25 protein-coding genes are annotated in these 23,143 nt (G+C 62.6%); 14 read left to right on the top strand and 11 right to left on the bottom strand.

Annotation, left to right across the window (positions count from 1 at the left end; translation table 11 throughout):
* Positions 1-5: 5 nt before the first annotated feature.
* The 5 genes from BQ8482_RS03355 to BQ8482_RS03375 form a co-directional block, all read right to left on the bottom strand.
* Positions 6-1,331 (bottom strand): bifunctional folylpolyglutamate synthase/dihydrofolate synthase, encoded by a 1,326-nt coding sequence (locus BQ8482_RS03355; RefSeq protein ID WP_123146253.1) that lies wholly within the window; start codon positions 1,329-1,331, stop codon positions 6-8.
* Positions 1,332-1,456: 125 nt separating this feature from the next.
* Positions 1,457-2,383 carry an acetyl-CoA carboxylase, carboxyltransferase subunit beta gene (gene accD, locus BQ8482_RS03360; RefSeq protein WP_123146254.1) on the bottom strand — a complete coding sequence of 309 codons (927 nt, stop codon included), beginning with the start codon at positions 2,381-2,383 and terminating at the stop codon, positions 1,457-1,459.
* Positions 2,384-2,419: 36 nt separating this feature from the next.
* A complete protein-coding gene (gene trpA, locus BQ8482_RS03365) occupies positions 2,420-3,259 on the bottom strand; it encodes a tryptophan synthase subunit alpha (RefSeq protein ID WP_123146255.1) in 840 nt (279 codons plus the stop codon).
* Between the two features lie 2 nt (positions 3,260-3,261).
* The gene (trpB, locus tag BQ8482_RS03370; RefSeq protein WP_123146256.1) at positions 3,262-4,512 is read right to left on the bottom strand and encodes a tryptophan synthase subunit beta; all 1,251 of its coding nucleotides are present in this window, start codon (positions 4,510-4,512) and stop codon (positions 3,262-3,264) included.
* A gap of 86 nt (positions 4,513-4,598) precedes the next feature.
* Complete coding sequence (locus tag BQ8482_RS03375; RefSeq protein ID WP_123146257.1) at positions 4,599-5,258, bottom strand: phosphoribosylanthranilate isomerase; 660 nt, start codon at positions 5,256-5,258, stop codon at positions 4,599-4,601.
* 110 nt (positions 5,259-5,368) lie between these two features.
* On the opposite strand from BQ8482_RS03375, the gene BQ8482_RS03380 reads away from it, so the two are divergent.
* On the top strand, positions 5,369-5,587 hold the full coding sequence (locus BQ8482_RS03380) for a hypothetical protein (protein WP_077374793.1): 219 nt from the start codon (positions 5,369-5,371) through the stop codon (positions 5,585-5,587).
* A gap of 9 nt (positions 5,588-5,596) precedes the next feature.
* Here BQ8482_RS03380 and BQ8482_RS03385 read toward each other — a convergent pair whose 3' ends face one another.
* The 3 genes from BQ8482_RS03385 to BQ8482_RS03395 all read right to left on the bottom strand — a co-directional run bounded on the left by BQ8482_RS03385 (position 5,597) and on the right by BQ8482_RS03395 (position 7,642).
* Entirely contained in the window at positions 5,597-6,355 is a 759-nt protein-coding gene (locus BQ8482_RS03385) for a M48 family metallopeptidase (protein WP_123146258.1), read from the bottom strand.
* Between the two features lie 98 nt (positions 6,356-6,453).
* Positions 6,454-6,942 carry a DUF2852 domain-containing protein gene (locus BQ8482_RS03390; RefSeq protein ID WP_123146259.1) on the bottom strand — a complete coding sequence of 163 codons (489 nt, stop codon included), beginning with the start codon at positions 6,940-6,942 and terminating at the stop codon, positions 6,454-6,456.
* 235 nt (positions 6,943-7,177) lie between these two features.
* Positions 7,178-7,642: an Lrp/AsnC family transcriptional regulator gene (locus tag BQ8482_RS03395; RefSeq protein ID WP_123146260.1), complete on the bottom strand. Its 465-nt coding sequence runs from the start codon at positions 7,640-7,642 to the stop codon at positions 7,178-7,180.
* 171 nt (positions 7,643-7,813) lie between these two features.
* Here BQ8482_RS03395 and BQ8482_RS03400 point away from each other — a divergent pair, with 171 nt between their 5' ends.
* The gene (locus tag BQ8482_RS03400) at positions 7,814-8,827 is read left to right on the top strand and encodes a 1-aminocyclopropane-1-carboxylate deaminase (protein ID WP_123146261.1); all 1,014 of its coding nucleotides are present in this window, start codon (positions 7,814-7,816) and stop codon (positions 8,825-8,827) included.
* 108 nt (positions 8,828-8,935) lie between these two features.
* On the opposite strand, the gene BQ8482_RS03405 is transcribed toward BQ8482_RS03400, so the two are convergent.
* Positions 8,936-9,712, bottom strand: coding sequence for an alpha/beta hydrolase (locus BQ8482_RS03405; protein WP_123146262.1), 777 nt, complete (start codon positions 9,710-9,712; stop codon positions 8,936-8,938).
* Between the two features lie 210 nt (positions 9,713-9,922).
* On the opposite strand from BQ8482_RS03405, the gene infC reads away from it, so the two are divergent.
* The 8 genes from infC (at position 9,923) to pheT (ending at position 17,102) form a co-directional block, all read left to right on the top strand.
* Positions 9,923-10,459 (top strand): translation initiation factor IF-3, encoded by a 537-nt coding sequence (infC, locus tag BQ8482_RS03410; RefSeq protein ID WP_077374810.1) that lies wholly within the window; start codon positions 9,923-9,925, stop codon positions 10,457-10,459.
* Between the two features lie 127 nt (positions 10,460-10,586).
* Positions 10,587-11,231 carry a methyltransferase family protein gene (locus tag BQ8482_RS03415; protein WP_123146263.1) on the top strand — a complete coding sequence of 215 codons (645 nt, stop codon included), beginning with the start codon at positions 10,587-10,589 and terminating at the stop codon, positions 11,229-11,231.
* A gap of 241 nt (positions 11,232-11,472) precedes the next feature.
* On the top strand, positions 11,473-12,129 hold the full coding sequence (locus BQ8482_RS03420; RefSeq protein ID WP_123147351.1) for a methyltransferase family protein: 657 nt from the start codon (positions 11,473-11,475) through the stop codon (positions 12,127-12,129).
* A 274-nt stretch (positions 12,130-12,403) separates the two neighbouring features.
* A complete protein-coding gene (gene rpmI, locus BQ8482_RS03425) occupies positions 12,404-12,607 on the top strand; it encodes a 50S ribosomal protein L35 (RefSeq protein WP_006201248.1) in 204 nt (67 codons plus the stop codon).
* Positions 12,608-12,645: 38 nt separating this feature from the next.
* Positions 12,646-13,047 (top strand): 50S ribosomal protein L20, encoded by a 402-nt coding sequence (gene rplT / locus BQ8482_RS03430; protein ID WP_006201247.1) that lies wholly within the window; start codon positions 12,646-12,648, stop codon positions 13,045-13,047.
* Between the two features lie 124 nt (positions 13,048-13,171).
* A complete protein-coding gene (pheS, locus tag BQ8482_RS03435) occupies positions 13,172-14,275 on the top strand; it encodes a phenylalanine--tRNA ligase subunit alpha (RefSeq protein ID WP_123146264.1) in 1,104 nt (367 codons plus the stop codon).
* Entirely contained in the window at positions 14,272-14,697 is a 426-nt protein-coding gene (locus tag BQ8482_RS03440; RefSeq protein ID WP_123146265.1) for a GFA family protein, read from the top strand. Before pheS ends, BQ8482_RS03440 begins: the two co-directional genes overlap by 4 nt.
* The gene (gene pheT / locus BQ8482_RS03445; protein WP_123146266.1) at positions 14,694-17,102 is read left to right on the top strand and encodes a phenylalanine--tRNA ligase subunit beta; all 2,409 of its coding nucleotides are present in this window, start codon (positions 14,694-14,696) and stop codon (positions 17,100-17,102) included. The genes BQ8482_RS03440 and pheT overlap by 4 nt, the downstream gene beginning before the upstream one ends.
* Positions 17,103-17,274: 172 nt before the next feature.
* Here the strand turns inward: pheT and BQ8482_RS03450 are convergent, their stop codons facing one another.
* Positions 17,275-18,270, bottom strand: a complete 996-nt coding sequence (locus BQ8482_RS03450; RefSeq protein WP_123146267.1) for an aldo/keto reductase — start codon at positions 18,268-18,270, stop codon at positions 17,275-17,277.
* Positions 18,271-18,366: 96 nt separating this feature from the next.
* Between BQ8482_RS03450 and BQ8482_RS03455 the strand changes: the two genes are divergently transcribed.
* From BQ8482_RS03455 to BQ8482_RS03470, 4 genes are all read left to right on the top strand, one after another.
* Positions 18,367-19,257 (top strand): LysR family transcriptional regulator, encoded by an 891-nt coding sequence (locus tag BQ8482_RS03455; protein ID WP_123146268.1) that lies wholly within the window; start codon positions 18,367-18,369, stop codon positions 19,255-19,257.
* A gap of 179 nt (positions 19,258-19,436) precedes the next feature.
* Positions 19,437-20,015, top strand: a complete 579-nt coding sequence (locus BQ8482_RS03460; RefSeq protein WP_123146269.1) for a cytochrome b — start codon at positions 19,437-19,439, stop codon at positions 20,013-20,015.
* A gap of 71 nt (positions 20,016-20,086) precedes the next feature.
* On the top strand, positions 20,087-20,662 hold the full coding sequence (locus tag BQ8482_RS03465; RefSeq protein WP_123146270.1) for a YceI family protein: 576 nt from the start codon (positions 20,087-20,089) through the stop codon (positions 20,660-20,662).
* 185 nt (positions 20,663-20,847) lie between these two features.
* Positions 20,848-21,834: a Gfo/Idh/MocA family protein gene (locus BQ8482_RS03470; protein WP_123146271.1), complete on the top strand. Its 987-nt coding sequence runs from the start codon at positions 20,848-20,850 to the stop codon at positions 21,832-21,834.
* A gap of 276 nt (positions 21,835-22,110) precedes the next feature.
* Here the strand turns inward: BQ8482_RS03470 and BQ8482_RS03475 are convergent, their stop codons facing one another.
* Entirely contained in the window at positions 22,111-23,052 is a 942-nt protein-coding gene (locus BQ8482_RS03475; protein ID WP_123146272.1) for an alpha/beta hydrolase, read from the bottom strand.
* Between the last annotated feature and the right edge of the window lie 91 nt (positions 23,053-23,143).

Here is a 23,143-nt window from a genome sequence, read left to right on the forward strand (position 1 = left end):
GCGCCTCAAACCGGCGGCGTGCCGTTTTCGGCCAGCACCGCGCCGGCCAGATAGAGCGAGCCGCTGATCAGGATGCGCGGCGGCGGTCCGTCCCACGTGTCGCGCAGCAGCATCAGCGCATTGGCGACGGAGCTCACCGGTTCGGCCGACAGGCCGGCCTCGACGGCGCGGATCGCCAGTTCGTCATTCGGCACGCTGGCCTCGCTGAGGCTCACTGGCACCGTGTAGACATGCCGCACCAGGCCCTTGAAGGCGCGGAAATAGCCGCTCTGGTCCTTGGTGTTGATCATGCCGGAAATCAGAAACAGCGGCCGCGGGTTTTTTTCCTCCTGCTCGGCCAATGCCTCGGCGACGACCACGCCGGCGCCTGGATTGTGGCCGCCGTCGAGCCAGATGTCGGCGCCCTTTGGCGCCAGTTCCGTCAGCCTGCCTTGCGGCAATTTTTGCATCCGCCCCGGCCAGGTGACATTGGCCATCGCCTTGTCGGCGACGCGATGGCTGATCTCGAAGCCCGCCGCCTTGACCGCCGCAATCGCCGCCGCCGCATTGGCGAACTGGTGGCGCCCGGGCAGGCGCGGTGGCGACAGGTCCATCAGCCCGTCTTCGTCCTGATAGACCATCCGGCCGTTTTCCTCGAAGGCGAGGAAATCCTGGCCATAGACGAAGGCGGGACAGTCGAGCCGCTCGGCGGTTTCGATAAGCACCTGCAGCGCCGTCTCGCTTTCCTGCGCGCCGATGACCACCGGGCAACCGCCCTTGATGATGCCGGCCTTTTCGGCGGCGATCAGTTCGACACGGTCGCCGAGATAGGATTCGTGGTCGAGCGAGACCGGCATGATCACCGACACCGCCGGCTCGCTGATGACATTGGTGGCGTCGAAGCGGCCGCCGAGACCGACCTCGATGATGACGGCATCTGCCGGATGTTCGGAAAACAGCAGAAAGGTGACGGCGGTGAGGATTTCGAAGACGGTGATCTTCTGGCCTTCATTGGCTTTGGCGACGCGGGCGATGGCGTCGGCGAAGACCTTGTCCTCGACCAGCCTGCCGCCGCCATCGGCGGCCAGCCGGTAGCGCTCATGCCAGTTCACCAGATGTGGCGATGTGTGGACATGGACGCGGCGGCCGGTCGCTTCGAGCAGCGCCCGCGAAAACGCGGCGCAGGAGCCCTTGCCGTTGGTGCCGGCGATGTGGATGACCGGCGGCAGATGGTCCTGCGGATTGCCAAGCCGCTCCAGCAGCCGCGAAATGCGGTCGAGCGAAAGATCGAAGCCCTTCGGATGAAGCGACATCAGGCTTTCGATTTCGCGGTCGGCAGCAAGCGTGGTCATGGGAGAATCCTAGCGCATGACCCCGAAAATCGAAAATCGATTTTCGGAAAGGATCATGCGCGAAATCAAGATGCTACAGCGCCACAGATGGCGCGCAATCGCGGTTCGCGACGACGGATGTCGCGTCAGGCTTGCGGGCGTGCTTCCCCCGGCAGCGCCATCGGCGGCAGGATTTCCGGCTCCAGCGGCTTTTCTTCTTCCGGCAGCTTGAGCAGCATTTTCAGGAGCCGAGCGATCGTCTGGCGCATCTCCAGCCGCGACACCACCATATCGACCATGCCGTGCTCCATCAGATACTCGGAGCGCTGGAAGCCGTCGGGCAGCTTTTCCCTGATGGTCTGCTCGATGACGCGCGGCCCGGCAAACCCGATCAGCGCGCCGGGCTCTGCGATGTGCACGTCGCCCAGCATGGCGTAAGAGGCGGTGACGCCGCCGGTGGTCGGGTTGGTCAGGACGACAATATAGGGAAGACCGGCCTCCTTCAGTCGATCGACGCCGATCGTGGTTCTCGGCAACTGCATGAGCGACAGGATGCCTTCCTGCATGCGGGCGCCACCGGAGGCCGCGAACAGGATCAGCGGCCGCTTGCGTTGCACTGCGACCTCGAAGCCACGAATGATGGCGTCGCCGGCGGCCATGCCGAGCGAGCCACCCATGAAGGCGAAGTCCTGCACAGTCACCACCACCGGCAGGCCCTCGACGGTCCCCAGCGCATTGATGATCGCGTCCTCCAGCCCGGTCTTGGCCTTGGCGTCCTTCAGCCGGTCGGTGTAGCGCTTCTCGTCGCGGAATTTCAGCGGATCCTGCACCACCTTGGGGTTTTCGAGCATCTCGTACTTGCCGTCGTCGAAGAAGAATCTCAGCCGCTCCTTGGCCGAGATCTTCATGTGATGGCCGGAGGACGGGATGACGAACTGGTTCTGCTCCAGATCCTTGTGGAAGACCATCTCGCCGGTCTCCGGATCCTTGATCCAGAGATTCTCAGGCATGTCGGTGCGCCGGCCGAGCATCGAATTGATCTTCGGGCGAACGTAGTTGGTGATCCAGTTCATCGCTTCGGCTCCTGTCCTGACGAAGAGGTAGGACAGTTATTCGGCGGCAGCAAGGCGGGCTGCGCGCACGCCTTGCGAAAGCCCGCTGACCAACGTGGCGACCGCCTCGGCCGGGTCGGCGGTCTTTTCGCCCTTCGGCCCCAGAACATTGGCGACGGCATTGACGATCGCGGTGCCGACGACGACGCCGTCGGCCGACGCTCCGATGATGCGCGCCTGCTCGGCGGTCTTGACGCCGAAGCCGACGCAGACCGGCAGGTCGGTATGGCCCTTGATGCGCCTGACCGCCGCCGCCACCTTGCCGGTGTCGGCAAGCGCCGAGCCGGTGATGCCGGTCATCGACACGTAATAGACGAAGCCGGAGGTGTTCTGCAGCACCTTGGGCAGGCGCTTGTCGTCGGTGGTCGGCGTCGCCAGCCGGATGAAATTAATGCCGGCCTTCAGCGCCGGAATGCACAATTCCTCATCCATTTCCGGCGGCAGGTCGACGACGATCAGCCCGTCGATGCCGCTGGCCAGCGCATCCCTGAGAAAGCGGTCGACGCCGTGAATGTAGATCGGATTGTAGTAGCCCATCAAAACGATCGGCGTTTCATTGTCGGTAGCGCGAAATTCCGAAGCCATCTTCAGCGTCTTGACCAGCGTCTGGCCGCCTTTCAGCGCGCGCAGGCCGGCCGCCTGGATCGCCGGGCCGTCCGCCATCGGATCAGAAAACGGCATGCCCATTTCGATGATGTCGGCGCCCGCTTTGGGCAGCGCCTTCATGATCGACAAAGCGGTGTCGTAGTCCGGGTCGCCGCTCATGAAATAGGTGACGAGCGCCGGGCGGCCTTCGGCCTTCAGCTTGGCCATGCGTCGGTCGATGCGGGTGGTCATGATCAGATCTCCATGCCCAGCATATTGGCCACCGTATGCACATCCTTGTCGCCGCGGCCGGACAGGTTGACGATGACGATCTGGTCCTTGTCCATGGCGGGCACGACCTTCACCGCATGCGCAATGGCATGGGCGGATTCGAGCGCCGGAATGATGCCTTCGACGCGCGTCGTCAGCTGGAACGCCTCGAGCGCCTCGTCATCGAGGATTGGCACGTAGTCGACGCGGCCACTGTCGCGCAGCCAGGAATGCTCCGGCCCGACGCCCGGATAGTCGAGGCCGGCCGAGATCGAATGCCCGTCCATGATCTGCCCGTCGGCGTTCTGCAGAAGATAGGTGCGGTTGCCGTGCAGCACGCCGGGCGCGCCGGCACTCATCGAGGCGCAATGCTCGATGCCGTCGAGGCCGCGGCCACCGGCCTCGATGCCGATGATCTTTACGCTGCGGTCGTCGAGGAACGGGTGAAAAAGGCCGATGGCGTTCGAGCCGCCGCCGACGGCGGCGATGATGGTGTCCGGCAGCCGGCCTTCCTGTTCGAGGATCTGGGCGCGCGCCTCAATGCCGATCACCGACTGGAAGTCGCGCACCAGTTCCGGATAGGGGTGCGGGCCGGCGGCCGTGCCGATCAGGTAATAGGTGTCCTCGACATTGGTCACCCAATCCCGAAGAGCTTCGTTCATGGCGTCCTTCAGCGTACCGTGGCCGGCGGTCACCGGCCGCACCTCGGCACCGAGCAGCTTCATCCGGAAGACGTTCGGGCTTTGCCGGGCGACGTCGGTGGCGCCCATATAGACGACACACGGGAAGCCGAAACGCGCCGCCACGGTGGCCGACGCCACGCCATGCTGGCCGGCGCCGGTCTCGGCGATGATACGCTTCTTGCCCATGCGCTTGGCCAGCAGGATCTGGCCGAGGCAGTTGTTGATCTTGTGCGAGCCGGTGTGGTTCAAATCCTCGCGCTTGAAATAGACCTTTGCGCCGCCCCCAAGACCCTTCGCCGAGGAAACCTCGCGAAGATGCCTGGTCAGGCCTTCGGCGAAATAAAGCTTCGACGGCCGCCCGGCATAGTGGGTTGAAAGGTCAGTCAGTTCGGCCTTGAAATCCGGATCGTCCTTGACCTCGTTCCAGTGCCGCTCGAGGTCGAGGATCAGCGGCATCAACGTTTCGGCAACGAAACGACCGCCGAAGATGCCGAACATGCCCTGCTCGTCGGGTCCGGTGCGGAAGGAATTGGGTATCGCCGGCTTGTTCATCGCCGATCTCCTACTTCTTGGTTGGAGCTTGTCCTTGTCGGAAAACCGGTTTCCTATTTTCCGAGACATGCTCCGGGTTCTATCCTTCAGGCTGCGCGGGTATCCCGCGCGGCTCTGACGGCCCGGAAAAACTGTTCGATCAGCGCCGGGTCCTTGACGCCTGGCGCGCTTTCCACGCCCGAGGAAATGTCTAGTCCGGGCGGGTTGGCAAGCCGAAAGGCATCGCCGATATTGGCGGCGTTGAGCCCACCGGAAAGCATGTAATCGACGCCTGCGTCAAGGCCGGCCAGAACGCGCCAGTCGAAGGCAATGCCGTTGCCGCCCGGCAGTTCCGAACCCTTCGGCGGCTTGGCGTCGAATAGGAAACGGTCGGCAATGCCGACGAAGGGTCTTATCCGCTCCAGGTCGGCAGCCTCGCTGACCGGCAGCGCCTTCATCACCGGCAGGCCATAGCGGGCCTTGATCTCGGCCACCCGCTCCGGCGTTTCCGAGCCATGCAGCTGCAGCATGTCGGGCTGCATTTTTTCGACGATTTCGTCCAGGAACGCATCACCGGCGTCGACCGTCACGGCAACCGTCTTGGCCTTGCCGGTCGCCGCTTCGCGCAAGCGGCCGGCTTCCGCCGGCTCGATATAGCGCGGGCTTTTGGCAAAGAAAATAAAGCCGACATGGCTGGCGCCGCCGGCCAATGCCGCGGCCAATGCCTTGTCAGTCTTCAGTCCGCATATCTTGATGTCGAGCGCCATGGCGCGGGATTGGCACGAAACGGCAAAAGAGTCGAGAAAAAGCATCCTGTTTGCCACCAGCGCGGAACGCGCTACCTTACTTAAGATAGTACAGGCGGGAGCACACAAGCATGGCAGACGAAACCGTCGCCCAACTCAGGCAGAAGGTCGCGCAGGCCCGCGAGGTCATCGCTCATCTGATGGACAAGGCCGCCTTCAACGGCGCCGAGGCACACCGCGCGCTCGACTATTTCAGCAACGACGCCTTCGAGAAGAATTTCTTGCCATGGCCGCGCCATACCGACGAAGGCTTGCGTCCTGAAGAGCTCAACGCCGCCAACGACGATTGATCGGGCGATCTAATCGAACATGATCGCTTGCAGCGCGCCGCCATTGCGCTTGAGCCAGTCCTTGCAGCGCTCGGTGTCCGGGCAAAGCTGCTCGCACAATTTCCAGAATTTCGGGCCGTGGTTCATCTCCTTGAGATGCGCCACCTCATGCGCGACGAGGTAGTTTATAACAGGCGATGGCGCCATCATGATGCGCCAGGAGAAGGACAAATTGCCGTCGGAAGTGCACGAGCCCCAGCGGCTCGACGTGTCCTTGAAGCGGATCGCCTTGGCGCGCTTGCCGATCGTCCCGGTGTGCCTGACCACCAACCGCTCGATCTCGCGCTTGGCCTCGCGCTTGAGGAAATCGGCGATGCGGCGCGGCAGGTGCACGCGCTCGCCATGCACGATCATCAGCGGACCGCGTTCGTCGCACGACAGCGTGACGGTACCGCGTTTCGAGGGCTCATGAACAATGCGATGCGGCACGCCGCGCACCGGTATCTTGATGCCGGGCCGCACCTGCGGGCGGTTGGGCACCTTGGCCAGCCGCTGTTCCAGCCAGTCCTGATGGCGGTCGAGGAATTTTTCCACCTCGCCACGGCGCAGGCCCGGCGGCACGGTGATGCGCAAGCCGCGGCCGCCGGAATCGATCCGCAGCGTCAGGCGCCGCGCGCGGTCGCTCTCGACGATCTTGAGTGGCAGCGTGCGGCCGGCAACACAATGCTCCCGCTCCACGACGGGGGCGGGCCTGGGTTTGGTCAGGTTGCGGAGGAAGCCGAATGACATGGCGGGACGATACGTGATTCGAGGAAAACGAATAGAACAAAAAAGAAACGGCGCCGCTGACGCGACGCCGTTTTTGATTATTTATCGGGGCAAGGCTCTTACTCGTCCAGTAGGCCTGGCGTGGATTTGCCACCGCGTTTGCCGGTCGCCGTCGAGCCGGTCGATCCACCTGTTGTAGGCGACGTCGACTTGTTGCGGTTCGCCATGAAGCGGTCGAACTCTTCCTGGTCCTTGGCGCGACGCAATTCCCTGGCATATTCATCGAACTCGCTCAACATCTCGTCGAGCTTGCGGCGCTCTTCATTGAGCCGCTCAAGTTCCTTTTCGCGCCAGTCGTCGAAAGCGACGTTGCCGGTGCGGGCGGAGCCGTAGCCCCAGCGCGCCGCTCTGTCAGAACCGCGGCGGCAGCCGGCGAAGATGCCGTCGGTGGCGCGGTTGACGTCGCGCTTGAAGCCTTCAAGCCGGTCGCCCCAGATGATGTAGGCGAGCATGGCGAGGCCGAGCGGCCAGAACACCATAAAGCCGATCACCATCAGTGCGATGGTCGCCGGCGTCCAGGCCGGACGGATCAATGCAGATGTGTTCATTTTCTCCCAATCCTTCAGTTGGAGACAGCCAATCCCGGCTGCGTGGAATCGAAATGGGAAGGGAAAAACGGCTATTCAAGACAGTCACAGCCAAAACCGGACAAACATCTGAAATGATTATCGCTTTTTGAGCGTTTCAAGGGAAAGAACGACCAGGCCGGCAAGCAAGGTGGCCGACGGTTCTGCAGCGAAAGTCCGGCGCCGGTGCATTGACTTGATGCTTCGGATGTCCGTTTCAAAAATCCAGGGGTGCGTTATCGACGACCTCTTTCATCACGAAGAAGGTTCTCGTCTGGCGAACGCCGGGCAATGCGATCAACTGGTCTCCGTGAATTCGGTTGAAATCCGCCATGTCGCCGACCCTGATCTTCAGAAAATAGTCGAAGTCGCCCGCCACCAGATGGCAATCGAGGATGAATTTCAGTTTCGCGACGGCCTTCTCGAAATCCGCGAAACTCTCCGGGGTCGAGCGGTCGAGGACGACGCCAACCATCACCAGCGCGCCTCTGTCGACTTTCTGCGGTATCACCACCGCCCTGACATGGCTGATGAAGCCTTCATCGAACAAGCGCTGCGTGCGGCGGTGGCACGTCGCCGGGCTGACAGCGACCGACTGCGCCAGCTCTGCATTGGTCAGTCGTCCGTTGTCCTGGAGCAGGCGCAACATTTTCAGGTCGATCCGGTCGAGCGGTGCTCGCATGGAAGATTCTTCCGATATTGGAGTTGAAAATTGAAGCTATATGACAATTCCGCGCTGTTAGGCGATGCCTCGGACATTTCAGGTCCGATCTTTGAGAGCACCTTTCAAGGCAAAGATGGTAGTGTTCACCGCATCACATCGCAATGAACAGGAACAAGAGAGGGCACTCTCATGCTCGAGAAATTCGAACGCTATCCGCTCACCTTCGGGCCGACCCATATCGAGAAACTGGAGCGGCTCGGCGCTCACCTCGGCGGGAAGGTCGATCTCTACGCCAAGCGAGAGGATTGCAATTCCGGCCTCGCCTTCGGCGGCAACAAATTGCGCAAGCTCGAATACATCATCCCGGACGCGATCGCCTCAAACGCCGACACGCTGGTCTCGATCGGCGGCGTTCAATCCAACCATACGCGCATGGTGGCGGCCGTCGCGGCGAAGATCGGCATGAAATGCCGCCTCGTGCAGGAAAGCTGGGTACCCCATGAAGATGCCATCTACGATCGCGTCGGCAACATCCTTTTGAGCCGGATTATGGGCGCTGATGTCCAGATGGTCGATGAGGGCTTCGATATCGGAATTAGGGAAAGCTGGGAGCAGGCGATCGCGGATGTGAAGGCGAAGGGTGGCAAGCCTTATCCGATTCCGGCCGGGGCTTCGGTGCATAAATATGGCGGCTTGGGTTATGTCGGCTTCGCCGAGGAGGTCCGCGCGCAGGAGAAGGAACTCGGCTTTGCCTTCGACTACATCGTCGTTTGTACCGTCACCGGTTCAACTCATGCTGGCATGCTGGTCGGCTTCGCCAAGGACGGCCGCGAACGCAACGTGATCGGCATCGACGCATCCTGCACCCCGGCGCAGACCAAGGCGCAGGTACTCAACATTGCGCAGAACACCGCGACGCTGGTCGAACTCGGCAAGGAGCTCAATGAGGATGATGTCGTCCTGATCGAGGATTATGCCTACCCGGTCTACGGCGTCCCCTCTCAGGAGACGAAGGAAGCAATCCGTCTCTGCGCGCGCCTCGAAGGCATGATCACGGATCCGGTTTACGAGGGAAAATCCATGCAGGGCACGATCGATCTCGTGAGGAAGGGTTATTTTCCCAAGGGATCCAAGGTGCTCTACGCCCACCTCGGCGGTGCTCCAGCCATCAACGGATATGCTTACACATTCCGCAACGGCTGAATGCTTTTTAGTTGCAGCACGTATCCCTCTGACGACATCCGCGTCCGCCGGCAGACAGGGCAGGATTCCAGGAGGGCTGCAGCCGGCCGCGACGAATGCGCATGTCTCTTAGCATGCCTGCCGCACCATGGCGTCGACCGCCCGCACCAGCATGTCTAGATCCTGAGGCCGCGACAGGCGGTGGTCGCCGTCGGGGATCAGCGACAGCGTGACGTCGTCGGCCGGCAGCAGGCCGACCAGTTTCAGCGCATGGCTCGGCGGCACGTCTGCATCGGCCAGCCCTTGCAATATGTGGACGGGGCAGTGGGTGTCGATCGGCCCGTTCATCGTCAGGTTGTTGCGGCCGTCCTCGATCAGCGCACGGGTGTAGATGTAAGGCTCGGCCGAATAGTCCGACGGCTCCTCGAAATAACCCTTTTTGGCAAGATCGCGCTTCTGCGCTTTGGTCAGCGCCGGCTCGACCAGCTCTGCGGTGAAATCCGCCGCCGGCGCCAGAAGCACCAGGCCGGCGATGCGGTTCTCGTGCGACTTGTGCAATTCTTGGCGCAATTCCTGGACCATGCGTAGCGCTATCCATGCGCCCATCGAGGAGCCCACCAGGATCTGCCTGCCTAGCGTGAAATGGTGGAAGACGGCGAGGCTTTGCGAAAGCCATTTCGAGACGGTGCCATCGGCAAAGGCGCCGTCCGATTCGCCATGGCCGGAATAGTCGTGGCGCAGGAATGCCCGGCCTTGTCCGCTCGCCCATTCCGCCAGCTTCTCGGCTTTGGTGCCCAGCATGTCCGACTTGTAGCCGCCGAGCCAGACAATGCCTGGCGCGGCACCCGCAGCGCGCCTGACAGCGATGCTGGTTCCGTCGACGTTGAGAAAAACCGGTGCGATCATGGCTCACTCCTCACGCAGGTCTTTTGACACAGCTGGCGGTTCAACGAAAAGTGCTCGGCAACTTTCTTCGTTTGGTACAGGCTGAAGTCAGGGAACAGGTGATTTCCTGTGAACGCTGTGCTATTGACTCCGGCCGCGCGCTCACCACATTGGCGCGTTCGCAATCTGAATTGAAAACCCTGAACGAAACGGCTCAAGGAGACCACGACCATTCGCAGACCTTTCAAAGCAACGGCGCCCACCAAGGAGGGCCCGCGCTCCAACCGTGACATCCGGGTTCCCCGGGTCCAACTTATCGACGCCGAAGGCCACAACCATGGCGATGTCTCCATCAACGACGCATTGCTGCTCGCCGAAGAGGCTGGGCTCGATCTGGTCGAGATATCGCCCAACGCAGTGCCGCCCGTCGTAAAAATTCTCGATCTCGGCAAGCTGAAATACGCCAACCAGAAGAAGGCGGCTGAGGCGCGCAAGAACCAGAAGGTCATCGAGATCAAGGAGATCAAGATGCGCCCGAACATCGACAGCCATGATTACGAGACCAAGATGAAAGCGGTCCGGCGGTTTTTCGAGGAAGGTGACAAGGTCAAGCTGACATTGCGCTTTCGCGGCCGCGAAATGGCGCATATGGAACTCGGCATGCAGCTTCTGAACAAGGTTCGCGAGGAAGTGGCGCCGATCGCCAAGGTCGAAGCCGAACCAAAGCTCGAAGGCCGCCAGATGATGATGGTGCTGGCGCCCCGCTAAAGCGATCCCGTCAAAAGCAAAGGCCGCTTCGGCGGCCTTTTGTTGTTTTTGTCTTCGCCATGATTTCTCCGCAAGGTGCAGCGACAAGGATTCTGGTTGCCGGTCCTCGCGGCGAAAGGATTGTCCCATGGCCGCTGCGGCACGTTCTCCGATTGAAAAGTCGTTCGACGAAATGGGCCGCTATCAGCGGCGCCGGCGCGTCCTGCTGGCGCTGCTGATCGGAGCTTTTTGCGCTTTGCTGATCTTCGGCGGCTCCACGCACGATGAACTAGGCCACGAACGCATAGAGGGGCAGTACGGGATCGCCCTGATACTGATCGGGATCGGCGGCCGGCTCTGGTCGATCCTCTATATCGGCGGCCGCAAGTCGGCCGAAGTGGTTGCTACCGGCCCATATTCGGTGATGCGCAACCCGCTGTATTTTTTCTCCACCGTAGCGGCCGCCGGCATCGGCGCCCAGACCGGCAGCGTGATCGTCTCGGTGGCGTCGGCGGTTTTGTGCGCGGCCGCGTTCTACATCGTCACGCTGCGCGAGGAACGGCATTTGACCACCGTGCTCGGGGCGCCGTACAAGGACTACATCGCACGGGTGCCGCGGTTTTTTCCCAATCCCCGGCTTTATCGCGATCAGGCCGAAGTCACCTTCACACCGCGCATCTTCAATCATACGCTGCGCGACGGCTTGATGTTCGTGGCTTCCATACCGTTTTTCGAACTCATCGAGTCCGGACAGGAAAGCGGGGTAATTCCCGTCCTCTTCTGGCTGTATTGAGCGGGATGGGCAGGCAAAGGAGGCGACATGCTACCCGCCTTCTCGCTTCTTTTCCTCGCGCGTCGTTGTCCCAAAACCGCTGCGCACCCTCGGGTGAGGCCCGTGGGCGGGCTTTTGGGCGACATGCATTAAATTCGCCTGAATCATCTTGCAAGGCGTCCCGGCGATCGGCGGGACGCCTGTTTTCTTGGCCAGAAGCTGCGATCGCCAGCGAAGTTTCCTCGACGATCGGATTCCCGACATGCTCAATGAAGTCAAATCGGCGCCGGCCGAACAAGCGCAGGCCAGGCGTGCGCTGGGCAGGTATCAGCACGCGCGCAGGATGGTGCTTGCCGCCCTCGTCGTCGTCATGTTCGCAGCGCTGCTGTTTGGCCAGTCTGCTTTTCCTCCCGAAAGCGTGCCGCACGAAACGATCGAAATGGTCGGCGTCCTGCTGATCTTTCTCGGCATTGTCGGGCGCTTGTGGTCGACGCTCTATATTGGCGGACGCAAATCCTCCGAGGTGGTTACCGGCGGACCCTATTCGATCACCCGCAATCCGCTCTATGTCTTCTCCTCGATAGCTGCCGCCGGCGTCGGCGCGCAGATGGGCTCGATCACTGCGGCGATCGGCTTCGCGGTGGTTTGCGCCGCCGCCTTTCATGTCGTCATCCTGCGCGAAGAGAAGTTCCTGAAGGAGGCCTTCGGTACTCCATTCCAGGCCTATATGGCGCGGGTGCCGCGCTTCTTCCCGAAGCTTTCGCTGTATCGGGAAGGTGATACCGGCAGCTTCAAGCCGCGCCTGCTGCGGACGACGCTGCTGGACGGACTGGTATTCCTCGTTGCCCTGCCGTTTTTCGAATCGATCGACGGCGCCCAACTATCGGGCATACTGCCGGTGCTGTTCCGTCTCCCATAGGCAAGATCCCGAACCGAAGGTCTGCGACGGCCAAAGTGGGAACCGGTTTTGCTGCGATGACCTCCAGTTCGGATAAGGTCATGGGAATACCGGATACTGGACAGAGCGTCGCATCCTTGCAGGTGTTGCGCGCCGGCCCGCTTTGACGTATAGCACCGCCGTTCCCAAAAACCGCCCGGCAGGGCATGCCGTGGCGGTTTCATTTGCTTTTCGGGCTTTGGTCGGCCTGAAGCGAACAAAAAGCGCGATGATGCGCACATAACGGAGTAGCAAAATGCCCAAGATGAAGACCAAGTCAGCCGCCAAGAAGCGGTTCAAGATCACAGGTACGGGTAAAGTCCTGTCGGCTGCGGCCGGCAAGCGTCACGGCATGATCAAGCGTTCCAACAAGTTCATTCGAAATGCCCGCGGCACGATGGTTCTGGCTGAACCGGATGGCAAGAAGGTCATCAAGAATTTTCTGCCGAACGGCCTCTAAGGCATTCGGTCTGGACAAATTTTTAAGGAGATCATGACATGGCACGCGTAAAAAGAGGCGTCACCTCGCACGCCAAGCACAAAAAGGTCCTGAAAGCCGCCAAGGGTTTTTATGGCCGCCGCAAGAACACCATCCGCATCGCCAAGCAGGCGGTGGAAAAGTCGCTGCAGTATGCCTACCGCGACCGCAAGAACCGCAAGCGTTCGTTCCGCGCTCTGTGGATCCAGCGCATCAATGCCGCGACCCACGAGCATGGCCTGACCTATGGCCGGTTCATCGACGGCCTCAACAAGGCCGGCATCGAGATCGATCGCAAGATCCTGTCGGACATGGCCATCCACGAGCCGCAGGCATTTGCCGCACTTGTGGCCAAGGCCAAGGTCGCGCTCGAATACCTCAAGAACACCACCCCGAACGCTTTTGAAAGCGCTGTAGCCTAACCAGCGCCTTCCCAAGCACTTCGACACTTGATTTGGGAAACCCGCGCTGGCAGGGCTGGCGCGGGTTTTTCTTTGTGACGCGATGTAAGTCAGCGATGACTTAATCTTTGAACTGGTAGCTGCGATGAACATCACTTTAAACGATCGGAATATCGACGCCCTCGAAACAGCATTGATGGCGGAGATTGCGGGTGCGGCGGATGAGCACGAGATCGAAGCCGTTCGCATCTCTGCGCTGGGCAAAAAAGGCTCGGTCTCGGAGTTGTTGAAATCGCTGGGAGGGATGTCGCAGGAACAGCGTCAAATTTTTGGCCCCGAGGTCAACGGCCTCAAGAACCGCATCACCGAGGCGCTTACTGCGCGGCGCGCCGAGCTGAAGGACGTGGCGATCGCGGCACGGCTCGCGGCGGAAAAGGTCGACGTCACATTGCCGGTGCGGCAATCGCCGGCCGAGCGCGGCCGCATCCACCCGATCAGCCAGGTCAGCGACGAGATTGCCGCGATCTTCGGCGACCTCGGCTTTGCCATCGCCGAAGGCCCCGATATCGAGACCGATTATTACAATTTCACCGCGCTGAATTTCCCGGAAGGCCATCCGGCGCGCGAGATGCACGACACCTTCTTCTTCCGGCCGAACGAGAAGGGCGAGCGCAAGCTTTTGCGCACCCACACCTCGCCGGTGCAGATCCGCACCATGGAGGCGCAGAAGCCGCCGATCCGCATCGTCATTCCCGGAAAAACCTACCGGCAGGATTCCGATGCCACGCACTCGCCGATGTTCCATCAGGTCGAAGGGCTGGTGATCGACAGATCAGCCAACGTCGCCAACATGAAATGGGTGCTGGAGGAGTTCTGCAAGGCCTTCTTCGAGGTGCCGCAGGTCAAGATGCGCTTCCGGCCGAGCTTCTTCCCGTTCACCGAACCCAGCATGGAGGTCGACATCCAGTGCGACCGTTCGCGGCCGGGCGAGGTGCGCTTCGGCGAAGGCTCCGACTGGATGGAGATCCTCGGCTGCGGCATGGTCCACCCCAATGTGCTGAGATATGGCGGGCTCGATCCCGACGAATATCAGGGCTTTGCCTGGGGCATGGGCATCGATCGCATCGCCATGCTGAAATACGGCATGCCGGACCTGCGCGCCTTCTTCGACGCCGATGTGCGCTGGCTGTCGCATTACGGTTTCCGGCCGCTCGACATGCCGACACTATTCGGGGGCTTGAGCTCATGACAGCGGCCCACACCGGCGGCTGCCGCTGCGGCGCCGTGCGGTTCGAGGCTTCGGCCGAACCGCACCATGTCAGCTATTGCCATTGCGGCGATTGCCGGCGGGCCAGCGGCGCGCCGGTTTCGGCTTTCGTCGGCTTCCTGACCGAGCAGGTCGCCTTTACGGGCAAGGCGCTGAAGATGTTCGAGAATGGCCCGGTGACGCGCTCCTTTTGCGGCATCTGCGGCTCGCCGATCGCCTATGTCGACGAGCGGCTGGCCGACCACATTTATTTCATGCTCGGCGCCATGGACATGCCGGCTTTTTTCAAGCCGACGCACCACGCCCATGTGCGCGAGCAGCTTCCCTTCCTGCACATGCCCGACGCGCTGCCGCGCCATCTGAAAACCAGCGTGCCCAGACCATCAGACGGAACCCAGTCATGAAACTCACCCTCTCCTGGCTCAAGGATCACCTCGAGACCGACGCCTCGCTGGCCGAGATCGTCGAGCGGCTGACCTCGATCGGCCTCGAAGTCGAGCATGTCGACGACAGATCGAGCCTAAAACCCTTCGTCATCGCCAAGGTGCTGACGGCGGTGCAGCACCCCGACGCCGATCGGTTGCGCGTGCTGACGGTCGATACCGGCGACGGCAAGGCCCCCGTACAGGTTGTGTGTGGAGCGCCGAACGCCCGCGCGGGCCTGATCGGCGCCTTTGCGGCACCCGGCACCTATATTCCCGGCATCGACGTGACGCTAACCGTCGGCAAGATCAGGGGCGTCGAAAGCCACGGCATGATGTGCTCCGAGCGCGAGTTGGAATTGTCCGACGAGCATGACGGCATCATCGATCTGCCGGCCGATGCGCCGGTCGGCACCAGCTTCGCCGCCTATGCGCATCTCGACGACCCGTTGATCGACATCAACCTCACGCCGAACCGGCCGGATGCGACCAGTGTCTACGGCATCGCTCGCGATCTGGCGGCGAGCGGCCTTGGCCGCCTCGTCGGCGGAGCAATCATGCCACATGCCGGCAGCGGCATGTGCCCGGTCAAGGTGACGATCGAGGCGCCGGAGCTCTGCCCCGGTTTTGCGCTGCGCCTGGTGCGCGGCGTGAAAAACCGCCCGTCGCCGAAATGGCTGCAGCAAAGGCTGATCGCCATTGGTCTTCGGCCGATCAGCGCGCTGGTCGACATCACCAATTACGTCACCTTCGACCGCGGCCGGCCCTTGCATGTGTTCGACGCCAGCAAGGTCGCTGGCAACCTCGTCGTGCGCCGGGCGCGCGATGGCGAAAAGGTCCTGGCGCTCGATGGCCGCGAATACACGCTGACACCTGAAATGTGCGTGATAGCAGACCAGGACGGCGTCGAATCGATCGCCGGCATCATGGGCGGCGAGCATTCCGGCTGCGACGAGAACACCACCGACGTGCTGATCGAATCGGCCCTTTGGGATCCGATCACCACGGCTCGCACCGGCCGCACGCTCGGCATCATCAGCGATGCGCGCTATCGCTTCGAGCGTGGTGTCGACCCGGAATTCATGGTGCCAGGCGTGGAACTGGCGACCAAGCTGGTGCTGGATTTCTGCGGCGGCACGCCGACCGAAATCGAGGTGGCCGGCTATGGCGGCCACAAACCCAAGATCGTGTCCTTCCCATTGTCGGAAGTGAAGCGGCTGACCGGCATCGAGGTGCCGCGCTCGACAAGCCTCGACATTCTTGCCCGCCTCGGCTTCAAGCCGGAAGGCGAGGGCGATGTCATCAATGTGGCGGTTCCGTCCTGGCGGCCGGATGTCGACGGCAAGGCCGATCTGGTCGAGGAAGTCATGCGCATCCATGGCGTCGACAATATCGCACCGCAGCCGCTCGGCGCGCACGACGCCGTCAACGCCAAGATCCTGACTGTCTTGCAGGTCCGCACCCGCGCCGCCAAGCGGGCGCTGGCGGTGCGCGGCATGATGGAGGCGGTCACCTGGTCGTTCATTCCGGCAAAACATGCCGAACTGTTCGGCGGCGGCCAGACAGCACTCAAGCTCGCCAACCCGATCGCCGCCGACATGTCCGACATGCGGCCGTCGCTGCTGCCGGGCCTGATCGCCGCCGCGCAGCGCAATGCCGACAAGGGCATCGGCGATGTCGCGCTGTTCGAAGTGTCCGGCACCTATGAGGGCGATGCGGCCGACCAGCAGCGGCGCGTCGCCGCCGGCGTGCGGCGCGGCACGGCCAAGCTCGAAGGCTCCGGCCGCCACTGGGCCGGCAATGCCGGTCCGGTCGGTGTGTTCGACGCCAAGGCCGACGCGATCGCAGCACTTGAAGCCTGCGGCGCGCCGGTCGAGCGGCTGCAGATCGAGGCCGGCGGCTCGGCCTGGTATCATCCCGGCCGTTCCGGCACGATCAAGCTCGGGCCGAAGGTCATTTTGGGCACGTTCGGCGAATTCCACCCGAAGACGCTGGAGGAATTGGACGTCTCCGGGCCGCTCTGCGGCTTCGAGGTTTTCGTCGATGCCGTGCCCGAGCCGAAGGCCAAGCCGACGCGGACCAAGCCGAGACTGGAACTGTCCGCCTTCCAGGCGGTCAAGCGCGATTTCGCCTTCGTCGTCGACAAGGCAGTCGAAGCCGGCACGCTGACTCGCGCAGCCCTTGCCGCCGACAGGAAGCTGATCACCAACGTCTCGGTATTCGATGTTTTCGAAGGTGCCGCACTCGGCGCGGCCAAGAAATCGATCGCCATCGAAGTGTCGATCCAGCCGGTCGAAAAGACGCTGACCGACGAGGATTTTGAGGCGCTGGCAAAGCGCATCGTCGAGAATGTGAACAAGCAGACCGGCGGCGTGCTCAGAGCGTGACGGCTGCGGGCACATGGCGATCACTGCTGTGCCGTGGTGAGCCTATCTCCGCGGAAGTTGGCAGGACAGAGGGGGGTGTCTCGCGCCCACATCTCGCAATTATTTTTGCATCGCGCGGCGCTCGAAAAGGGGCGCCGAAACGCCCCGTTTCGATTACTCCGTCGATCACCGTTCACCCGTTGACCAGCGCCAGCAGCTCTTCGGTGTAGCGCTTGCCGACCACCTTCTCCGGCGACAGGGCGTCGCCAATCGCCGCCACTTCCGCCTGGCTCAGCGCAATCTGTGCCGCTGCCGCATTTTGTTCCAGATGGCGAATTTTTCGCGCGCCGGGGATCGGTACGATGAAATCGCCCTGATGCAGCACCCAGGCGAGCGCCAGTTGCGCCGGCGCGACGCCCTTCTCCGCCGCCATTGTCTCCAGCGTCGCGATAACAGCCGCATTGGCCGCCATGGCGTCGGCCTGGAAGCGCGGTAGTCCACGCCGCCAGTCGTCGGCTCCGAGCACCTCGGGCTTGGCGATCGTGCCGGTCAGCAGGCCGCGACCGAGCGGGCTGTAGGGAACAAAGCCGATGCCGAGTTCGCGGCAGACGGCAAACACCTCTTCTTCCGGATCGCGGCTCCACAGCGAATATTCGCTTTGTACGGCCGATATCGGATGCACGGCATGCGCCCGGCGAATGGTCGCCGCACTCGCTTCCGACAGGCCGAGCGCGCGCACCTTGCCTTCGCGCACCAGCTCGGCCATGGCGCCAACCGTATCCTCGATCGGCACATTGGGATCGACGCGATGCTGGTAGTACAGGTCGATCACCTCGGTGCCCAGCCGCTTCAATGAGGCTTCGGCGACCGCTTTGACGTGTTCGGGACGGCTGTCAACGCCTGCCATGCGCTCGACACTATTGCCTTCTTCAAGAATCTTGAAGCCGAATTTGGTGGCGATCGTCACCTTATCGCGCACCGGCTTCAACGCCTTGCCGAGCAGGATCTCATTCTCGTAGGGGCCATAGACTTCGGCCGTGTCGAAGAAATTGACGCCGATATCGACGGCGCGGCGCAGCGTCGCGATCGCGTCCACCTCCGGCTGGCCGCCATAGCCGAAGCTCATCCCCATGCAGCCGAGGCCGACCGGATAGACGTCAAGTTCATTTCCAAGCTTGCGGGTTTGCATCACGCGTCTCCTTGTTGTGATGCGGCAGAGATAGCGCCTTGCGCCGCGTTCGATAATCGGCTCTCATTTGCACGGGCTGTTCCAAGAAATAGATCAATGAAGCGAACTCATCTTTCCCAACTCGCAGTGCTGGCTACCGTCGCCCAGTGCGGCAGCTTTCGCGGCGCGGCCAGGGAGCTCGCCATCGCGCCATCGGCGGTCAGCCACGCGGTTTCCAGCCTGGAAGCGCGTCTTGGCGTGCGGCTCCTGGCCCGCAGCACGCGCAGCGTCGCCCCGACTGAGGAAGGCGCGCAGCTGCTCGAGCGGCTGAGGCCGGCGCTGTCGGAGATCGATCTGGCGCTGGAATCGGCGCTCGAGGCGCGCGACCGGCCGGCCGGCAACCTCAGGCTGACCGTGCCGCGCACCGCCGCCCACCTGGCGCTGACGCCGCGCCTCGGTGCCTTTGCATCTGCCTATCCCGACATCGTGCTGGAGATTCTCATCGAAGACCGCTTCACCGATGTGGTCGAAGGCGGCTTCGACGCCGGCGTCCGGCTCGGCGAGAGCCTGCAGCGCGACATGATCGCTGTGCGCATCGGTCCAAACCTTCGCGGCGCCGTCGTCGGCGCGCCATCCTATTTCGCGACCATGCCCAGGCCGCGCCATCCGCACGATCTTGCCGGTCACCGTTGCCTCCGCTTCCGCTTCTCCAGCGGCATCCTCTACCGCTGGGAATTCGAGACGGACGGCGAGGAGATCGAGCTGGCGGTGCAAGGGCCGCTGATCCTCGACGAGGACCATATGATCGCCAATGCGGCGATCGACGGCGCCGGCCTTGCCTTCGTGTTCGAGGATTATGTTCGCGATGCCATTGCCGCCGGCAAGCTCATTCGCGTGCTGGAGGAATGGTGCCCGCCCTTCGACGGTTTCTTCGTCTACTATCCGAGCCGCCGCCAGATGCGGCCGGCGCTGCGAGCCTTCGTCAATTTCTTCAAGATGAGCGGGTAAGCCACCCTCCCCCTTGTTGGGAGGGTCGGCTCGCGGTCGGAGCGAAGCGGAGGCTGCGAGCCGGGGTGGGGGTAGCGCGCTACGAGACCCCGCTTCGCAAAAGCTGCTTTGGCGGCATTTGCTGCGCGACCCTCCAGGGGAGGGTGGAAGAAGGCGGGCCCGGCATTCGTTCACTTCCCATGCCGGCATGGATCACAAACAGCACGACCCGCTACGGCTGGGCGGCGATCGTCCTCCACTGGCTGATCGCGGCGATCTTCATCGGCCAGTTCGTGCTCGGCTTTGTTATGATGCGGGTGTCCAGCCAGCGCACCGCCTTCGAGCTGATCCAGCTGCACAAATCCCTGGGTTTTCTGGTGCTCGGGCTGGTGATCCTGCGCATTGCCTGGCGGCTCGGCAATGCGGTGCCGGCGCTGCCGCGCTCGGTCGGGCCGTTAGAGCGCCGCGTGGCGCCGCTCGTCCATTTTGCGCTCTACGTGTTTCAGCTTGCGCTGCCTCTGTCCGGCTGGGCACTGGTATCAGTGTCGATGCTGGAGATACCGAGCGTGCCGTTCAACCTGTTCGTCATGCCGGACCTGCCACTCGCGGAATCGGACACGGCGGAAAGCTTCTGGACCTCGGCGCATTGGTACCTTGCCTATGCCGGCATCGGGCTTGTCGCCCTGCATATCGTCGCGGCGCTGCGCCATCATTTCTGGCTTAAGGACGCGGTGCTGACGCGCATGATCAGGCCTTCGTCGGATCACAGCGCGGAATAGAGCAGGCGGCTCATTCGTTGATAGGGCGAGGGCGCTAGAGAAGCGTTGCCTGCAGGAAAAGGATCACGCCCATGGTTGCGCGCATCTTCGGATTTGCAGCGGTCGCCACGTGCCTTGCCATGCCTGTTTTCGCGGCGGTAGCACTCAGCGACGCTGCCGGCAGCTACACGATCAGCCCGGCCGGCTCCAGCATCCGTTTCTCGGTCGGCAAGGCCGGCGGCGGCGGGCTCGCCGGCGCCTTCGCCCGCTTCAAGGGCTCGATCCGCATCGACAACAGCGATGTCAGGCGCTCCCGTGTCAATATCACCATCTTTCCCGAAAGCGTCGGCACCGGCCAGGGCCGCGTCGACGCCTTCCTTCGCTCCGACGCGGTGTTCGACGCCGCCAACAACCCGGAAATCCAGTTCCGCTCGACCAGCGTGAGACGCATCGGCGAGACGTCAGCCCTCGTCACCGGTCGGCTGACGGCGCGCGGCAAGACTTTTTCGGAGAAGTTCACGGCCGAGCTCGCCGGTCTCAAGGCAGGCACGATAAAATTCCATGTCACCGGCAAGGTGCTGCGGTCGCGCTACGGCATGGATGTCGGCACGCCGATCTATTCGAACGTCGTCGACTTCGACATGACGCTTACAGGTAGAAGGGGATAGCCTTTGCAGGACCTGGGTTCCTCGCCCCCCACTTCCTGGGGCGAGGAATCCAAGCTCTGCGGAGGGCAGCGCCGGCATCCGAAAAGCCGCAGACGATCGCCTTGCTCGCTGACATGCTTCTCATTGGCTTTTTTGCCGATTTCAGGCAAACCTCGACGCCTGCAATCTAAAGAGGGAGAAGCCTGATGTTCCGATGGGGTGTTTTGTCGACGGCCAAGATCGGCCGCGAGCATCTTTTGCCTGCAATGGTCGAGGCGGAGAACGGTGTACTGTCGGCGATCGCCAGCCGCGACCTGTCGAAAGCCCGCGCCCTGGCCGACCGTTTCGGCGCGCCCCATGCCTTCGGTTCCTATAGCGAGCTGCTCGCATCCAGGGACGTCGACGGCGTCTACATCCCGCTGCCGACCGCGCAGCATGTCGAATGGACCGCCAAGGCGATCGAGGCCGGCAAGCATGTTCTGGTCGAGAAGCCGCTGGCGCTCGATGCCAAGGACATTCCGCCGCTGATAAAGCTGCGCGACGCCAAAAACGTGCTCGTCTGCGAAGCCTTCATGGTCGTCTACCACCCGCAGTGGATCAAAGTTCGCGAGCTGATCGCCAACGGCGCCATCGGCCGGCTGCGCCATGTGCAGGGCGCGTTTTCCTACTACAATGTCGATCCCAAGAACATGCGCAACCAGCTCGACCTCGGCGGAGGCGCGCTGCCCGACATTGGCGTCTACCCGACGGTGTCGACGCGCTTTTCGACGGGCAAGGAGCCGCTGCGCGTCCAGGCGACGATCGAGCGCGACAAGACGTTCGGCACCGACATCTATTCTTCGATCCGCGCCGATTTCGGCGACTTCGAATTGTCATTCTATCTGTCGACGCAGATGGCGGCGCGGCAGGTGATGGTATTCCACGGCGAGAAGGGTTTCATCGAGGTGCTTTCGCCGTTCAACGCCGGAATCTATGACCACCATCGCGTCGAGCTGCACAACCAGAACCATAGCGAGGCGCAAGTGTTCCGCTTCCCCGGGATGCAGCAATACCGGCTGGAGGTCGAGGCGTTCGCGCGGGCGGCACAGGGCGGCACGGACCGCGTCTTTACGCTGGAGGAATCGGTGCTCAACCAGAAGGTCATCGACGCCATTTTCCGCGCCGGCGAGAAGGAAGGCTGGGAGGCGGTCTGATAATTCGTCAAAGCCAGGAGGAGAGCCGGGGAGAACAGAATGGCTGACGATGCCGATGTGATCATTGTCGCGCCGGGCTTGCCGGCCTCGTCGAACTGACTGAGGCCGGCTAGAAGATCGTCGTCGTCGACCAGGAGCCGGGCCAGTCGCTCGGCGGCATCTTCCTCGTCGATTCGCTCATGGTACGCGGCGCTGGAAGGCACGTTTCTCGGCGGCTGCATCTTTTCCGGGCCGCAGCGCCGGCCGCGCGGCGTCACGCGGGGTGGGCTAGACCCCTTACCAGATCCACTCGCCGCGTCCCAGAACCGCTACCGCGTGGACGATCCGGGTAAAGCTCGAGCGCGCGCGGCCGACCGTATGCCGGGCTCTGAGATAACCATGCACCAGCCCCGGCTCTTCGAACCAGAAGGCGTGGCCGTCTGCCGCAACGACGCGGTCGCGATAGGCCTCGCCGTCTGACGACAGCGGGTCGCATTGCGCGGTGATCACCACGGTCGGCGGCAGATTGGCAAAATCGGCGTCGGCAAGCGGCCACAGAGTGAGGTCGCCAGTGCGGTCCTCGCCGCCGGTCCTGATATCCTTGTAGAAATTGAGGTCGCGCACCGTCAGCATCGGCGCCTCGGCATGGGTCACATAGGATCCTTGCGAGCGGTCGCCGCCGAGGCCGGGATAGATCAGCATTTGGCCGATCGGCCTTCGCGCGTGGCCGCGCGTCGCATGGCTGACGGAGGCGCAGAGATTGCCGCCGGCGCTGTCGCCGCAAAGCAGGACGGGGCATTCGTAGGTTGAGGTGGCCCATTCGAAGGCGCCCATCACGTCGTCGAAGGCGGCCGGATGCAGATGCTCGGGTGCCAGCCGATAGTCGACCGAAACCACTTCATAGCCGGTGCGAGCGCAAAGCTCGGCGCAGACATCGTCATGGCTATCGAGTCCGCCGAGGATGAAACCGCCGCCATGGACATAGAGCACCATCGCAGAGGCGTTCGGCGCCGCGCTGCGATAAATGCGGATCAGGACGTCGTGCGCGGGCGCGGCAATGACGGTGGTTTCAGCCGTCACGCCTTGGGGATAGCCGGCAAAGAACTCGCGGCACATCCGGTCGTAGATCGGACGCTGCTGGGCGATCGTGTAGTCGATCGTATCCGACGGATAGTAGGAATTGGTCCGCTCGATGAAGGCCCATGTCTCGGCGTCTATGAGTTTTTTGTAGTCGGTCATGGGAGCCGGATGGGCTGCCAAGGTTGAGCCTTCCCACCCCCCTCTGCCCTGCCGGCCATCTCCCCCTCAAGGGGGGAGATCGGATGTCGCG

Origin of the sequence: Mesorhizobium delmotii (genome assembly GCF_900149755.1) — a bacterium.
Classification (GTDB): Bacteria; Pseudomonadota; Alphaproteobacteria; order Rhizobiales; family Rhizobiaceae; genus Mesorhizobium; species Mesorhizobium delmotii.

Bases quoted from the DNA above. Each gene is read 5' to 3' on its own strand.
- BQ8482_RS03455 (WP_123146268.1), top strand. From the start codon at position 18,367: ATGAAGCGAACTCATCTTTCCCAACTCGCAGTGCTGGCTACCGTCGCC.
- BQ8482_RS03400 (WP_123146261.1), top strand. From the start codon at position 7,814: ATGCTCGAGAAATTCGAACGCTATCCGCTCACCTTCGGGCCGACCCAT.
- BQ8482_RS03470 (WP_123146271.1), top strand. From the start codon at position 20,848: ATGTTCCGATGGGGTGTTTTGTCGACGGCCAAGATCGGCCGCGAGCAT.
- trpB (WP_123146256.1), bottom strand. From the start codon at position 4,512: ATGAACAAGCCGGCGATACCCAATTCCTTCCGCACCGGACCCGACGAG.
- BQ8482_RS03405 (WP_123146262.1), bottom strand. From the start codon at position 9,712: ATGATCGCACCGGTTTTTCTCAACGTCGACGGAACCAGCATCGCTGTC.
- pheT (WP_123146266.1), top strand. From the start codon at position 14,694: ATGAAACTCACCCTCTCCTGGCTCAAGGATCACCTCGAGACCGACGCC.
- rplT (WP_006201247.1), top strand. From the start codon at position 12,646: ATGGCACGCGTAAAAAGAGGCGTCACCTCGCACGCCAAGCACAAAAAG.
- BQ8482_RS03380 (WP_077374793.1), top strand. From the start codon at position 5,369: ATGGCAGACGAAACCGTCGCCCAACTCAGGCAGAAGGTCGCGCAGGCC.
- pheS (WP_123146264.1), top strand. From the start codon at position 13,172: ATGAACATCACTTTAAACGATCGGAATATCGACGCCCTCGAAACAGCA.
- BQ8482_RS03395 (WP_123146260.1), bottom strand. From the start codon at position 7,642: ATGCGAGCACCGCTCGACCGGATCGACCTGAAAATGTTGCGCCTGCTC.
- BQ8482_RS03355 (WP_123146253.1), bottom strand. From the start codon at position 1,331: ATGACCACGCTTGCTGCCGACCGCGAAATCGAAAGCCTGATGTCGCTT.
- BQ8482_RS03440 (WP_123146265.1), top strand. From the start codon at position 14,272: ATGACAGCGGCCCACACCGGCGGCTGCCGCTGCGGCGCCGTGCGGTTC.
- BQ8482_RS03420 (WP_123147351.1), top strand. From the start codon at position 11,473: ATGCTCAATGAAGTCAAATCGGCGCCGGCCGAACAAGCGCAGGCCAGG.
- BQ8482_RS03415 (WP_123146263.1), top strand. From the start codon at position 10,587: ATGGCCGCTGCGGCACGTTCTCCGATTGAAAAGTCGTTCGACGAAATG.
- accD (WP_123146254.1), bottom strand. From the start codon at position 2,383: ATGAACTGGATCACCAACTACGTTCGCCCGAAGATCAATTCGATGCTC.
- BQ8482_RS03475 (WP_123146272.1), bottom strand. From the start codon at position 23,052: ATGACCGACTACAAAAAACTCATAGACGCCGAGACATGGGCCTTCATC.
- BQ8482_RS03385 (WP_123146258.1), bottom strand. From the start codon at position 6,355: ATGTCATTCGGCTTCCTCCGCAACCTGACCAAACCCAGGCCCGCCCCC.
- BQ8482_RS03375 (WP_123146257.1), bottom strand. From the start codon at position 5,258: ATGGCGCTCGACATCAAGATATGCGGACTGAAGACTGACAAGGCATTG.
- BQ8482_RS03390 (WP_123146259.1), bottom strand. From the start codon at position 6,942: ATGAACACATCTGCATTGATCCGTCCGGCCTGGACGCCGGCGACCATC.
- BQ8482_RS03465 (WP_123146270.1), top strand. From the start codon at position 20,087: ATGGTTGCGCGCATCTTCGGATTTGCAGCGGTCGCCACGTGCCTTGCC.
- BQ8482_RS03450 (WP_123146267.1), bottom strand. From the start codon at position 18,270: ATGCAAACCCGCAAGCTTGGAAATGAACTTGACGTCTATCCGGTCGGC.
- rpmI (WP_006201248.1), top strand. From the start codon at position 12,404: ATGCCCAAGATGAAGACCAAGTCAGCCGCCAAGAAGCGGTTCAAGATC.
- trpA (WP_123146255.1), bottom strand. From the start codon at position 3,259: ATGACCACCCGCATCGACCGACGCATGGCCAAGCTGAAGGCCGAAGGC.
- BQ8482_RS03460 (WP_123146269.1), top strand. From the start codon at position 19,437: ATGCCGGCATGGATCACAAACAGCACGACCCGCTACGGCTGGGCGGCG.